11 protein-coding genes and 1 pseudogene are annotated in these 13,492 nt (G+C 65.6%); 4 read left to right on the forward strand and 8 right to left on the reverse strand.

Features of this window, described 5'->3' with window-relative positions; translation table 11 throughout:
- Positions 1 to 107: 107 nt before the first annotated feature.
- From rsfS to AMD14_RS14575, 6 genes are all read right to left on the reverse strand, one after another.
- Positions 108 to 521: a ribosome silencing factor gene (rsfS, locus tag AMD14_RS14550; protein WP_005912943.1), complete on the reverse strand. Its 414-nt coding sequence runs from the start codon at positions 519 to 521 to the stop codon at positions 108 to 110.
- Positions 522 to 577: 56 nt separating this feature from the next.
- A complete protein-coding gene (gene nadD / locus AMD14_RS14555; protein WP_011051819.1) occupies positions 578 to 1,447 on the reverse strand; it encodes a nicotinate-nucleotide adenylyltransferase in 870 nt (289 codons plus the stop codon).
- Positions 1,444 to 2,472, reverse strand: coding sequence for a DNA polymerase III subunit delta (gene holA / locus AMD14_RS14560; RefSeq protein WP_005919407.1), 1,029 nt, complete (start codon positions 2,470 to 2,472; stop codon positions 1,444 to 1,446). The genes nadD and holA overlap by 4 nt, the downstream gene beginning before the upstream one ends.
- Before the next feature lie 22 nt (positions 2,473 to 2,494).
- Positions 2,495 to 3,139: an LPS-assembly lipoprotein LptE gene (locus AMD14_RS14565; protein WP_011051820.1), complete on the reverse strand. Its 645-nt coding sequence runs from the start codon at positions 3,137 to 3,139 to the stop codon at positions 2,495 to 2,497.
- 577 nt (positions 3,140 to 3,716) lie between these two features.
- Entirely contained in the window at positions 3,717 to 6,359 is a 2,643-nt protein-coding gene (leuS, locus tag AMD14_RS14570; protein ID WP_011051821.1) for a leucine--tRNA ligase, read from the reverse strand.
- Positions 6,360 to 6,426: 67 nt separating this feature from the next.
- Entirely contained in the window at positions 6,427 to 7,044 is a 618-nt protein-coding gene (locus AMD14_RS14575; RefSeq protein WP_003486809.1) for a DUF998 domain-containing protein, read from the reverse strand.
- Positions 7,045 to 7,250: 206 nt separating this feature from the next.
- Here AMD14_RS14575 and trxA point away from each other — a divergent pair, with 206 nt between their 5' ends.
- On the forward strand, positions 7,251 to 8,111 hold the full coding sequence (gene trxA, locus AMD14_RS14580) for a thioredoxin (RefSeq protein ID WP_011051822.1): 861 nt from the start codon (positions 7,251 to 7,253) through the stop codon (positions 8,109 to 8,111).
- A gap of 329 nt (positions 8,112 to 8,440) precedes the next feature.
- Complete coding sequence (locus AMD14_RS14590; RefSeq protein WP_011051823.1) at positions 8,441 to 8,890, forward strand: DUF4442 domain-containing protein; 450 nt, start codon at positions 8,441 to 8,443, stop codon at positions 8,888 to 8,890.
- Between the two features lie 411 nt (positions 8,891 to 9,301).
- Here the strand turns inward: AMD14_RS14590 and AMD14_RS14595 are convergent, their stop codons facing one another.
- Positions 9,302 to 9,649 (reverse strand): hypothetical protein, encoded by a 348-nt coding sequence (locus AMD14_RS14595; RefSeq protein ID WP_015463410.1) that lies wholly within the window; start codon positions 9,647 to 9,649, stop codon positions 9,302 to 9,304.
- A gap of 597 nt (positions 9,650 to 10,246) precedes the next feature.
- Between AMD14_RS14595 and xopN the strand changes: the two genes are divergently transcribed.
- Positions 10,247 to 12,448: a type III secretion system effector XopN gene (gene xopN / locus AMD14_RS14600; RefSeq protein ID WP_011051825.1), complete on the forward strand. Its 2,202-nt coding sequence runs from the start codon at positions 10,247 to 10,249 to the stop codon at positions 12,446 to 12,448.
- A 91-nt stretch (positions 12,449 to 12,539) separates the two neighbouring features.
- On the opposite strand, the pseudogene AMD14_RS25080 reads toward xopN, so the two are convergent.
- A pseudogene (locus AMD14_RS25080) lies at positions 12,540 to 12,718 on the reverse strand (DUF1328 domain-containing protein); the annotation flags it as partial.
- Positions 12,719 to 13,208: 490 nt separating this feature from the next.
- On the opposite strand from AMD14_RS25080, the gene AMD14_RS14605 reads away from it, so the two are divergent.
- The gene (locus tag AMD14_RS14605) at positions 13,209 to 13,451 is read left to right on the forward strand and encodes a DUF378 domain-containing protein (protein ID WP_011051827.1); all 243 of its coding nucleotides are present in this window, start codon (positions 13,209 to 13,211) and stop codon (positions 13,449 to 13,451) included.
- Positions 13,452 to 13,492 lie beyond the last annotated feature (41 nt).

Here is a 13,492-nt window from a genome sequence, read left to right on the forward strand (position 1 = left end):
TCAGGAATGCACGACGCCGGCCGATTGCGCAGCGAACGTCCCAAACGATAACGGCGCCCAAGGGCGCCGTTATTGACTCTGCACGAATGCTGCGCGCCTGCGCAGACTCAGCGCAGTTCGTCGGACTCGTCTTCGTCGGACGGACGTTGATCGCCCACGGTCCACAGACGCTCCAGCGCATAGAACTCGCGCACGCGCGGCAGCATCACATGCACCACCACATCGCCCAGGTCGACCAGCACCCATTCGGCTTCGCGCTCGCCTTCCACGCCCAGCGGCATCACGTCCAGGCGCTTGGCGAACTTGACCACTTCGTCGGCGATCGACTTGACGTGGCGGGTCGAGGTGCCGGAGACCACCACCATGTAGTCGCAGACGCTGGACTTGCCGCGCACATCGATCTCGACCACGTCCTTGGCTTTGAGTTCTTCGACAGCCTCGCGCACGGTCGCCAACAGGGCCGGCACGGATGGCGGCGGGTTCGGGAGGGAGGTCTTGATGACTTGGGCTTGGCTGGTCAAAGCGGCAACTCGATGGAATTGGCGTGAATTATAGGCCGGTCCGGCCGGACGCGTGTTCAGGTAGCCGGGCGGACGCTGCGGTACAGGCCTTCGCGCTGGATCATTCCGGCCACCGGCGGCGGCACCAGACTCTGCCATTGCGCACCGGTGGCGATGCGTGACCGGACCGCACTGGCCGATTCGCCATGCAGGGGCTGATGCAGCAGATACAGGCGGCCGGCCGGCGCGCCGACCAGCTCGTCGGCGCCGGCGACCCAGCGGCCCTGCGCCGCCGTGGCCAGCTGCGGTGCGTCGGCCAGCGTCAATGGTGTGCCCGGTCGGGCGGCAACCACGAAATGCGCCAGCCCGAACAACGCCTCCCACTGATGCCAGTGGTGCAGCCCGGCGAAGGCATCGGCGCCGAGCAACCAGGCGATCGGCGCCGCAGGGCCGAGTTCGGCACGCAGCCCGCGCAGGGTATCGACCGTGTAGGACGGCGCATCGCAATGCGCGGCGCGCTGCAGTTCGCGGGTATCCAGTTGCAGCCCTGGATAGTTGGCCAGCGCCAGTTTCAGCATCTGCGCACGTTGCGTGGCGGTGGCACCGGGTGCAGGACGATGCGGCGGGTCGGCAGCCGGCACCAGCCGTACGCACGCGCCCAGTTCGTCGCGCGCCGCGCAGGCGATGGCCAGATGGCCCAGGTGGATCGGATCGAAGGTGCCGCCGTAATAAAGATGGAGCTGGGAATCGGGATTCGGGATTCGGGAATCGGAAGAGCCGGGGTCCGCAACGTGGTCGGGATGGGAGCGTTGCTGTTCCTGCGATCCGGAAGCGCTGATTGCGGGGCTGGCCTGCGCAAGCTGGTCGGAATGGGCTCGCTGCCGGTCACCCTGCCCTTCCCGGCTCCCCGGTCCCGGGTCCCGGGTCCCGGCATCCCTAGCCTTCACGCCAACAATCTCACCGCGCGGGCTTCGGCCACGGCCACGAGCAGGCGTTCCAGACCAACCCAGGCATCGCCGTCGGCGCGGCCCTTGGCCATGCGATCGACCAGCCCGGCTTCAGCGACGAAGCGTTCCCAGCGGTGCGGTTCGGGGTGACGCTGCAGCGCGCGCTTGAAGGGCGCCTGGCGCGACTCCCACAGCCCCTGTGCCTTCATTTCGGCAGCCAGGTTGCCGCCGTTGGCCTGCACCTTCGCCAATGACGCGGTGCGTAGCAGTTCCTTGATCAGGATCGGCATCAGCGCGGCGACCGCCTCGCCTTCGCCGCGCAGGCCGGCAAGCATGCGGATCACCGCGGCCGGCTGCCCGGAAAAAGTGGTTTCGGCCAGCCGGAACACGTCGTAGCGCGCGGCATCGGCCACCAGCGATTCCATCGCCTCCAGATCCAGCGTCTTGCCGTCGGCCAACAGGGCGAGCTTGTCGATTTCCTGCGCGGCGGCGAGCAGGTTGCCTTCCACCCGCTCGCTCAGGCGCTGCACGGCAGCGGCGTCGGCGCGCAGGCCGTGCGCGCGCAGGCGGCGCTCGATCCAGTCGGACAGTTCGTGCGGTTTGATGGCCCAAGCCACTGCGATGGTACCGATGCGGCCGACCGCCTCCGCCCACTTGCCGTGATGCGCCTTGCTCCAGTCGTTGGCGGTGATCAGCAGCACCACGTCCGGCGGCGGGTTGGCGCAGAAGCGGCTGATGACCTCGGCCCCGTCCTTGCCGGGCTTGCCGCTGGGCAGGCGCACTTCGACCAGGCGGCGCGGACTGAACAGGCTGGGCGCATTGAAGCTGGCGTCAAGCTGATTCCAGTCGAACTCGCGGCCATCGGCATCGAACACTTCGCGTTCGCCGATGCCTTCGGCGCGCGCGCGCGCGCGCACCGCATCGGCGGCCTCAAGCACACGCAAGGTCTCGGGGCCGGCGATCAGATACACCGGCTGCAATGGCTGGCTGGACTGGCCGGCCAGCTGCTCTGGGCGAAGTTCCATGACCGGAAACGCGGGGCGCGGCTTAATTGCCCGACGTGGACGCGGGCGGCAACGAGGCCGGCACGCTGGATTCGGGCGTCGTGGTCGGCTGCGCTGGCGCCGTCGGGGCCGGCGGCAATGGCGCGGTCGGCGTGCTCTCCAGACCTTCCCCGCGCTGCAGGCGTGCCCGCACCACGCTGTCGATACGGCGCAGGATCGAGGCCGACATGTCCCTGCGCAGTTCGTCGGCAAGGATTTCGCGCTCGGTTGCCGTACCGGTGGCGTCCACCGGTGGCGACACGTAATCGCGCGACAGCTCGATCACCTGCTGCGGCACCAGCACCGAGCCGTTGGCGGTGGTGACGGTGAAAATGGCCGCGTAGCGCAGGCTGTATTCCTGTGCACGGCCCTGGCTGTCGATGGCGATCGGCAGATCGCCCCAACGCTCGGACAACACCTGCACCTGCGCAAAGCCGGTCTTGGCATCATCGTCGGCCAGCGTGGCACCGGAGGCCTTGAGACCCCGCCGCAACAGCTTGGCCAGCTCGCTGTACTGCACGGCGGACTGCACCTTCACCGCCGGTGTATCGGGCGGCAACGCCAGCGCATTGCGCAAATGGAAGCCGCAGGCGGTGAGGCTCGAGACGAGCACGAGGGACGCAGCGAAGGCAGTAGGAAATCGAATCATGGGCACAGTCTGGATGAGCGCCCCGGCGGCGGCAACAGGCGGCTAGCCTGCCCGAGACCGCGTGAACGGGGCTTGAGAGGGCGCCGCGAAAAACTGCGGCGCCCCAGGAATGAAAAACGCGTCGCCACGCGCCAGTGAAACGGATGGTCAGAAACCGCTGCAAACTCCCCCAAGCGCCCGTGCGCGCCAGCGAAGGGCAGTGTCGAAAACGAAAGCCGTGCCCACGTAAGCCACGCCACGCGCCGATGCAGTGGTTTCCCTAAAAAGCCCAGCAGCGCGTCGTCACGCACTGATGGAACAAACGCCGCAGACGCCTGGCGCTTCGCGCCGGTCACCTCTCGCCTTCGGTGTTGCCGCGCGCCCACGCAGTGCATGACCAGAGCCGTCGCAACGGCACGCCCGCACATCGCACGCCGGTGCGGTGTGCAGCAGCCACAGCGGCAACATCACCGATGCGTCCTGACCGCGTCAGCACACACATGCGCGCTGGAACGCCCCGCCACCATACAACCCCGTTGCCACGCCGATCCGGCGCACTGCCCGGGCCGGCGAAGGCAACCCAACGGATCGGCAAGGCTTACCCCGCGACGATGTTCACGATCTTGCCCGGCACGATGATGATCTTGCGCACGCTCAGGCCTTCGAGGAACTTGGCGGCGTTCGGCTCGGCCTGCGCCAGCGCTTCGATCTGTTCGCGGGTCGCGTCGGCAGCGACGTCGATCGTGCCGCGCAATTTTCCGTTGATCTGCACTGCCAGCGTCAACGCATCGCGCACCAGCGCGCTGGCATCGGCCTGCGGGAAGGCCACGTTCTCCAGCAGCGTCTCGCCACGGCCCAGGACCTGCCACAACGCGTGGCTGGCGTGCGGGGTGATCGGATTGAGCAGCAGCACCATCGCTTCCAGCGCTTCCTGGCGCACCGCGCGGCCCTGTTCGCTGGCGTCGTCGAACTTGGCCAGCGCGTTGGACAATTCCATCACTGCGGCAATGGCGGTGTTGAAGCTGTGGCGGCGGCCATAGTCGTCGCCGACCTTGCCGATGGTTTCGTGGGTCTTGCGGCGGATCGCCTTTTGTTCGGCACTCAATGCGGCGACATCCAGCGCGACCGCCGTGCCCTCGCCCACATGCTTGTGTACCTGCGCCCACAGCCGGCGCATGAAGCGCGCCATGCCGTCCACGCCGGCCTCGTTCCACTCCAGCGACTGCTCCGGCGGTGCAGCGAACATCGAGAACAGCCGCACCGTATCAGCGCCGTACTTGGCCACCATCGACTGCGGGTCCACGCCGTTGTTCTTGGACTTGGACATCTTCTCGGTGCCGCCGATCTGCACAGGCTGGCCGTCTGCGATCAGCACCGCACCGGTGACGCGGCCACGCTCGTCGCGCTGGATCTCGACGTCGGCCGGGTTGATCCAGTCCTTGCCGCCATTGTCGGCATCGCGATAGAAGGTGTCGGCGATGACCATGCCCTGGGTGAGCAGATTGGTCACCGGCTCGTCGCTGTCCACCAGCCGCGCATCGCGCATGAGCTTGTGATAGAAGCGGAAGTACATCAGGTGCAGGATCGCGTGCTCGATGCCGCCCACATACAGGTCGGCCGGCATCCAGTAATTGGCGCGGCGGTCGACCATGTCGCGCGCCTTCGGGCTGGTGTAGCGCGCCACATACCAGCTCGATTCCATGAAGGTGTCGAAGGTATCGGTTTCGCGCTCGGCCGGGCCGCCGCAGTCCGGGCAGGTGGTCTGGCGCCAGGTCGGATCGGTCTTGATCGGCGAACCGGTTCCGGAGAATTCCACGTTCTCCGGCAGTACCACCGGCAACTGGTCTTCCGGTACCGGCACTGCGCCGCACTTGGCGCAATAGATCACCGGAATCGGGCAGCCCCAGTAACGCTGGCGGCTCACGCCCCAGTCGCGCAGGCGGTAATTGACCCGGCGCTGGCCCTGGCCCTTGCGCTCGAAGCGCTCGGCCAGTGCTTCGAAGGCGCCGCCGAAATCCAGGCCATCGAACTCGGCCGAATTGATCAGCTCCAGCTCGCGGCTCTTGTCGGTGTACCAATCGCGCCAGTGGGTGGCATCCCAGGTCTGCTCTTCTTCGTTGCGCGGCTCGCGCAGCTTGACCACCTGCACGATCGGCAGGCCGTACTTGTTGGCGAATTCGAAATCGCGCTGGTCGTGGCCGGGAACGGCCATCACCGCGCCGGTGCCGTAGCCCATCAGCACGAAGTTGGCCACCCACACCGGCACCTGCTCGCCGCTGATCGGGTGGACCGCGGTCAGGCCGGTGGCCATGCCGCGTTTTTCCTGGGTTTCCAGCTCGGCTTCTGACACGCCGCCGTGCTTGAGCGTTTCCAGCAGCGCGGCCAGTTCCGGGTTGGATTTGGCCGCGTGCAACGCCAGCGGATGCTCGGCGGCGATCGACACGAAGGTCACGCCCATCAACGTGTCCGGGCGGGTGGTGAACACACGCAACGGGTCCAGTGTGGCGCCATCGGGGTCGCGCACGTCGAACTGGATTTCCAGCCCTTCCGAGCGGCCGATCCAGTTGCGCTGCATCGTCTTGACCGAATCCGGCCAGCCGTCCAGCTGGTCCAGGCCGTCGAGCAGTTCCTGGGCATAATCGGTGATGCGCAGGAACCACTGCGGGATCTCGCGCTTTTCCACCACCGCGCCGGAGCGCCAGCCGCGGCCGTCGATGACCTGCTCGTTGGCCAGCACGGTCTGGTCGATCGGGTCCCAGTTCACCACCGCATTGCGGCGGTACGCCAGGCCCTTGCGCATCAACCGGGTGAACATGCGCTGCTCGTGCACGTAATAGTCCGGCGTACAGGTGGCGAACTCGCGCGACCAGTCGATGGCGTAGCCCAGCGATTTCAGCTGCGCGCGCATGTGCTCGATGTTGGCGTAGGTCCACTTGGCCGGCGCGGTCTTGTTCTTGATGGCAGCGTTTTCCGCCGGCAGCCCGAACGCGTCCCAGCCCATCGGCTGCAGCACGTTGTGGCCGGTCATGCGCTTGTAGCGGCTGACCACGTCGGAGATGGTGTAGTTGCGCACATGGCCCATGTGCAGCGCACCGGACGGGTACGGCAGCATCGACAGGCAATAGAACTTGGGTTTCTCCGAGTTCTCGTCGACCTGGAAGGCGCGGGTGGCATCCCAGAACTGCTGGGCGGAGGTTTCGACCTGCTGCGGGTCGTAGACGTTCGGTTCGACGGTGGACATTGGGAGCGGATGCTCGGGCGGTGCAAAGCGGTACAGGGTACCGCAGTGCAGCAGGTGGACCAAACCGTTACCGCAGCGTGGCCGGCTTCTGCGGCCAGCTCCAGCCCGCCACTGCCAGCCAGCCGACCCAGGCCAGGAACGCCAGCCGTTGCGCAATGGCCTGGCGCATCAGGCCCGGCGGGCCGAATGCCAGCACCGCCACCAACAGTCCTGCCGCCAGGCTCAACCAGGCCAGCCTGCGGGTCGTGGCATCGTTGAGCAGCGCGGCGGCAATCAACAACATACCGGGCACGAACGCCACGGCCCACAACAACCAGGCGGTGGCGTGGGCCTGGCTGGCGCGGCCATCCAGATCGGCGGGGTCCAGCGGCAGCATGCCCATGCCCAGAAAGGCCAGGCCGGCCAGCACGATCAACTGCCCGCCCACGCGCAGACTCCAGCTCGCCTTGGGCGGCATGCGCGCCAGCAGGCTGACCCCGGTGGCCATGCCCAGCGCGCCCACCAGCACGAAGGCGACCAGATTGAAGCCCAGCGCATGCGGCACCCCCTGCGCGCCCAGCAGCGCCACCGGATGGCTGGCCTGCAGATAGCCCGGCAGCGTGACGCCGAAACCGGCCAGCGCCAGCACGAAAACCGTTGCGGCGATCAGGCCCATGTAGCGCTGTGCGCGCTCGGTGGTTGCCATTGGCTTACTCCAACTCGGGGCGCGAAGCGCCACCAGAACGCGGCATTGTCGTGCCGGTCGGGCGCGGCGTGAACCCCTGACGCTGCCACGGCCATGCGGAAGGCGCCTGACCCGGGCACGTGCGCGGGTCATCGCGGCTAGGCTTGTGTCAGCCGCGTTTGCCACCATTACCTCCCACTGTTGCCGCACTTAACTTCTGGAAGCCCATGTCCGACAAGCCGCATGTATTCGATGCCACCACCGACACCTTCGAGACCGAGGTCCTGCAGAAATCGTTGACGACACCGGTCCTGGTGGACTTCTGGGCCACCTGGTGCGGCCCCTGCAAGTCGTTGACGCCGATCCTGGAAAAGCTGGCCGGCGAGTACAACGGTGCGTTCGAGCTGGGCAAGGTCGATGTGGACAAGGAACAGCAGATCGCTGCGGCGTTCCAGATCCGCTCGGTGCCGACGGTATTCCTGGTCAAGGGCGGCGAGATCGTCGACGGCTTCCCCGGCGCGATGCCGGAAGGCCAGGTGCGCGAATTCCTGACCCAGCACGGCGTGCTGCCGGCCGAACCGCAGGTGGCCGAAGAAGACGTGCCGCTGGCGCCGCTCGACCCGCAGGCGCAGGCCGCGGCGCTGCGTGAGGCGATCGCTGCCGAGCCGGACAAGGACGAACTCAAGCTGGACCTGGCGCTGGCGCTGCTCAAGACCGGCGACACTGCCGAGGCCGAGCGGTTGATCGACGCCCTGCCCGCCAACCTGGCCACCGACGACCGCGCGGTGCGCGCCAAGGCGCGGCTGAGCTTTGCCAATGTCCTCAAGGACGCCCCGGACGCCGGCACCTTGCAGTCCGCCGTGGATGCCAACAGCGCCGACCTGCGCGCGCGTCACCTGCTCGGCGTGCGCCATCTGCTCGACGGCAACGACGAAGCGGCGCTGGAGCAGTTCCTGGAAATGCTGCGGCAGGACCGCACGTTCGACGACAACCTGCCGCGCCGTAGCCTGATCGATGCGTTTCGTGTGATCGAGGACGAAGATCTGGTCGGCCGCTATCGTCGCAAGATGTCGGCGCTGGTGTTCTGACAGCCGATGGCGCTTCGGCGCCACACGGACACGTAGGAGCGGACCCGGCCGCGACCAGGGGGTACTCGCCAGTCCCCGATAAGGTATTCCCGGGAGCGCGCCGTCGCGGCCAGGTCCGCTCCTACGAAGGCTGCACCACCACGGTGGGCTCTTGCCCGGTGTGCACAAAGCGGCAATGCACACCATGCGACTGCGAACCGGAGATGACACACCGTCTGGACCGGGCTTGCAGTACGAACACGACCGCCTCGATGTCGGCATGCGGCAAAGCCTCCATACGCATGCGAATGTTATGCTGAGCACTTCCCTCGCCAAGGAAACAGGCCCGCATGCGCGCATCGCTGTTCAAGTTAGGCATCAATCTATGGCCGCCGTTTTTATTCGCCGGCATCCACGTCACCGTGCTCTCGGCCGACTACCGTTTTGCGCGGGTGGAGCTGCGCCAGCGCCCGTGGAATCGCAACTATGTCGGCACCCATTTCGGCGGCAGCCTGTTTGCGATGACCGACCCTTTCTGGATGCTGCTGACCATGCACAACCTGGGCCGCGATTATTATGTGTGGGACAAGGCCGGCAGCATCGAATTCGTCAAGCCCGGGCGCGGCACGGTAACGGCGGATTTCGTTATCGACGACAGCGTGCTGGCGCAATTGCGCCAGGCCACTGCAGACGGCGAGAAACATCTGCGCTGGTTCGAGAACGACGTACATAACCGCGACGGCGAGGTGGTGGCACGCGTGCGCAAGCAGCTCTACGTCAAACGCAAGCCGGCACGTTGAGGATGACGGCAGTGATCGCCGCCACGCCAGCTGATCCGACGCTACATGCTTTCGCTCGACCCGCCGCTCACGCAACGGATGATGCCGGAGCGAGACACCTGCACGCCCTCATGACCAGGTGCTAATGCCGCAGCAGCAACGCGCAGAACCTTTGCGATGTGAGCAGCGCTAGTCGCTCCCCCGCAGCCGCAAGCGTGCTGGCCCATTGCTGCACTTGTCGCGCAAAGCACATCGGTTTCGTATCAGGCCGTAGGCGGCATTCACGTGGAACCCGTTGCGCAGAGACAAGCCTGCGTGCCGGCATGCAGATAACGCCGAGCTGACGCCGGCGCTACGGGCCTCAGTCCAAGCTGCAACTCATAGCGCTTGCGTTTGGTAATGGCCCTGGCCAAGCCCGCGTCTGGGCGGCGCTCAAGGTCTACCCTGTTGCCACTGCTGCAGCCCCTCCTTCTGACGCAAAGCCGCGCCAAGCGCGTTCAATTGCGCAGACGATTCTGCGATTACCGCGCGGCCTTCGCCTTCAACCGCGACGGGGAGATCGGCCAGCCGGCCAAGCGCATCGTCGATGGTCGCAATCGAGACCGCTTGCGCAGCCACCTGGCCTCTCAGCTGCTGCAACGCATCGCGCAATCGGCCGACGTCGGGGCTGAGCGGCACAGGCACGCCCATGCCCTCTTCCATGGCGCGCGCCAGCTCGCCCTGGGCCTGCGGCCAAAGCAAGCCAAGCGCCGTGTCCAAGGGCCCGGCGAGCTTCTGCAAAGGCGCGTGAGATCGTTCTGTCCTGCTCGGCCGCCGCAATGGCGCGCTCCTGATCCAGCTTGCCTGTTTACTCAAGTCAGCTATCAAGGCTGTAGTGGCCGCAGATTTTTTCCGCACCTCAGGCCATACCACTCTCGAATGACCGGCGCTTCGCACGCAGTTCGGTGCGGCCATCTCGAAGCCCAGCGCCATGGCATGCATCCGCGACGACCTGCTCGCCATGGACGCGCATCTTGGATATTGCCGACGAGACAGGGACGGGCCGATCGCCGAATTCCAGTGCATTAAAAACCGCCCTTCTATCACGCACCAAACATTGATTGCGTACCAAGCGCCGTTGCGGAACCTGATTTGGTTCGCGTACGGCGATAGAAAATCTGCTGTACAGACAGGTGGCATGCGCGTCTGGTAGTTCAATTTTCGCGCAGTGCATTCACCACTTCGCTTCCATCAATACCGGCAGGCTCCGGATTGCACCAGGAACTTCGCCAAGGGAGGGAGGTTCCACGGCATCTGCGATGCAATCCATGCGATGCGCACCAATCGTCTGGTACGCAAGCAATCTATCTGCCGTATACACGTCAGGAGATATATCCAATGAAGTCATCTGCATCCGTCGATCCGGCCAGCCGCAGTGCGAGGACGCACTCGCAAGAGATTCAGGAAACAGAGCTCGCCGTTCCCTCCACCTCTGCGGGGGTTACCCACCAATCCTCGCCTGATCCCGCACTCAGCCCACTTGGGCGCGCGCCCGTCAGGCGCAGTAGCGGAACCACGTTAGAGGCGCTGCTAGCCAGGCCCGAGCAAGACGCACAGGCCCTCGCTCCGCAACCGGTCACGTCATCGAATGCAGCGACAGCGACGCTGGCACGGCTTCGTCGGCAGTTGGCCTCGGACAATGCACGCGCAATCGCACCGGAATTGGCGGCCGATCTGATCAGCAGGCTCAGGCCGATGAAATCGCCCGGCGCCACGGGTGCGCAGGCACGCGCGGCCACGCATGCGGACCTGGTCAGCCGCATCAGCGAACACGATGTGATCGATTGGTACAAGGCGCAGGGGCTGAACGAAAACGACGTGGCCACGCTGCGACGCACCGCGCTGCTCTCCGGCCTGCCCAACCCGAGCGGCAGCTTCCTCACCAATGCCATGCAGTACATCGTCTCGCCGTGGATCAACTATGCGACACGCCAACCGTGGGCCGGTGCTGGGTTCGGCCTGGCGACCATGCTGGTCCCCGCACCTGTGAATGCCGGCCAACAATCGGCGGTTGTCAGCCTGTGCGAGTCGATTCGCGAACACGGCGCTCACGTCATCGTGCCGGACAAGAAGCAGATCAATGACAAGCACTGGCTCCCCGAACTGGCAAGCGCCCTCGAGGAAAAGATCGAAACGTTCGCCAACGCCTGCGACAGGTTTCGCGAGATTCAGCGTGACCCAAATTCCCCAAGTGACGCACGTGCGGCGGCAGCCGACGCCTTGCTGGCAGCAGAGAAGGACCTGCACCAGGCCCAGCATGATTTCGTCATGACCCAGGGCGCGCACGATCGCCAGTGGCAGGGCAACCGCTGGCAGGCCATTCCCCGCATCTTGCGTTCGCCGGTCGCCAGCACGCTGGGGCTGCTCAGCAAGACAGGCGCGATGCGTGCGCTGTCGCCGACGGCGCAGACCGTTGGCGCGATGTTGATGACCGCTGCGCAACATGTGGCCGCCGGCTTCGACGAGCAGGCCAAGCAGGAAGCCAACAACAAGCTCAACCTCCTGTACGCCGATGTCCTGACCCCCGCAGGCAAGCAGAAGCTGGCCAGCGGCACGGCGGTCAGCGCAGAAGACATCAAGGCCGACAAACTACGCAGCCTGATCCAGTCGCCCACCCAAGCCCTGGTCAAGCGCGTCACCGCCGGGGTCGCCGAGCTGGAGAAGCTGCTGGCGGATGCGGTGACAGCAGAGGATGCGCAGCACGGCGCAATCACGGCAGACGACCGCGACATCGAAGCCGGCGACGCCAGCAAGGCAATGCAGGACCTGCGCTTGCTGCGCAACGACCTTGAGGCTTTGCGTGAGGGCAGGCTCGACGAAATCGACCCGAACGGCACCGCATCCAAGCTGCTTGTCGGTGCCGAAAAATCCGTGCTGTCGCAGCAGCTGTTCAACGATATCGCCAAGAAATACAACTATCTTGAGTTCACCGCGCAAACCGCACAGCGCATCGGCCAGATGTTCCATCTGGTCTTTTTGGGCAGCGCCGCATCCTCGGTGATCAGCAAACTCGTTTCGGCCGCCCAGGGCGGGACCCGCAATGTTCCGGTCGGGGAAAGCCTGGCGGTCTCGGCGATATCCGGGGGCATGGCCGCCGTTGGCGCCCTGAACCAGCACACCGCCATCACCATCAAGAACAACCGTCGCGAGGGAAGCACCGACATCGGGCTGCGGGAGCAGGTCAGCCGCGGAATCATGGGCGCCATGCTTGAAACGCTCTCCCAGCGCCGTGCGACCAAGGCCAGCAAGGCAATCAACGCCTTGTTGGATGGCAATGATGTTGAAGCGCTGCTAGCAGCGGCAAGAGCGTTGCCTGCGCAGGAGGCAAGCGCCTCTTCCAGCCAGCCACAGGATTTACCATCGACATCCAGGGCGGCACCGCCGCGCCGGGAGCATGTTTCGGCCCCGAGTAGCCCGAACCGATCGAGGCTGGGGCAGACGAGCAACGAGATAACGCGGTCCAAGAGTGCTCGGGACTTGGGGATGGAACTCCACCAGTTCGCCCGCATGGCCGGCAAACACGCCAAGGACTTGATGTGAGGTGATCATCCGGCATGTTGCGAAGGCTTTGCCTCCCTGCAACATGCCGGATGACGTGCCCCGAGCGCTGGACGAAGCCATCGATCGGCAAAGCGCAAGCCACACGCACTGCCGACATGCAGACAGCGTGGTCCCGATGCGGGCTCTGTTCGATAGATGTCGCGATTGTGGAGCCGCCCGACTGTTCATCGCAGCGCAGGTGCGCACCTTACTGCAATGTGCGAAGGCCGTTCGACTGCCGGCCTCATCACGCCTCGCAGTCGACGGATGCAAACGCCAGTTCACAGCGGTCGGAGTGGCGCTCACGCTGTTTCGCTCGCCGGAACGATTTCGGAAACCTGCGAAGCCAGCCGCCGCACCGGACGCGGCCTTATCCGTTGTCTTTGTCGTTGTCCATGTCGATGTCGATGAGTGTGCTGCTCCCTTGGCAGCCGCGCTGGCGGGCGGACGCCGAAGCGGACTCAGTGCCGGATCAGAGGCAGCGTCAGGCGGAAGATGGATGCCGCTGCATCGTTCGCCTCGACGGTGAACGATGCGATATCGCCCCGATCTGAGGTCGGATCGCCTCCGGTCTGCCAAGGCATCGATCATTCGGCGCTCGTGCGGCTGGCGACCGTTGCCTGGGCGCGCCGACACCGCGTGCAGGTCAGGCGGTTGTGAGCGACATGTGTGCAAAGCGCACCGCAAGTGGGCGACGCTCACGGGCCGCTCGCTGGGGCATGCGGAGTCTGGGGTCTCCCAACCCACATGGAATGCTTTCATGAAAACGATCAACGTCATCACTCTGGTGCTTCTTATCGTCGGTGGCCTGAACTGGGGGCTGGTCGGCCTGTTCCAGTTCGATCTTGTCGCCGCACTATTCGGCGGGCAGGACGCGCTGCTGTCGCGCGTGGTCTACACGCTGGTCGGCATCTCTGCGCTGCGGCAGCTGGTACCGTTGTTTCGCAACAACCATGACACTGCCGAGCATCACACCAGCCCGCACGTGCGCAACAATCCGTAACCTCCTGCCTGCGGCAGGTCTTCGCATCTCGGGATGACGCC

Origin of the sequence: Xanthomonas citri pv. citri (assembly GCF_000961215.1) — a bacterium.
Taxonomy (GTDB): Bacteria; Pseudomonadota; Gammaproteobacteria; order Xanthomonadales; family Xanthomonadaceae; genus Xanthomonas; species Xanthomonas cissicola.

Bases quoted from the DNA above. Each gene is read 5' to 3' on its own strand.
- holA (WP_005919407.1), bottom strand. From the start codon at position 2,472: ATGGAACTTCGCCCAGAGCAGCTGGCCGGCCAGTCCAGCCAGCCATTG.
- AMD14_RS14565 (WP_011051820.1), bottom strand. From the start codon at position 3,139: ATGATTCGATTTCCTACTGCCTTCGCTGCGTCCCTCGTGCTCGTCTCG.
- leuS (WP_011051821.1), bottom strand. From the start codon at position 6,359: ATGTCCACCGTCGAACCGAACGTCTACGACCCGCAGCAGGTCGAAACC.
- AMD14_RS14575 (WP_003486809.1), bottom strand. From the start codon at position 7,044: ATGGCAACCACCGAGCGCGCACAGCGCTACATGGGCCTGATCGCCGCA.
- trxA (WP_011051822.1), top strand. From the start codon at position 7,251: ATGTCCGACAAGCCGCATGTATTCGATGCCACCACCGACACCTTCGAG.
- AMD14_RS14590 (WP_011051823.1), top strand. From the start codon at position 8,441: ATGCGCGCATCGCTGTTCAAGTTAGGCATCAATCTATGGCCGCCGTTT.
- xopN (WP_011051825.1), top strand. From the start codon at position 10,247: ATGAAGTCATCTGCATCCGTCGATCCGGCCAGCCGCAGTGCGAGGACG.
- AMD14_RS14605 (WP_011051827.1), top strand. From the start codon at position 13,209: ATGAAAACGATCAACGTCATCACTCTGGTGCTTCTTATCGTCGGTGGC.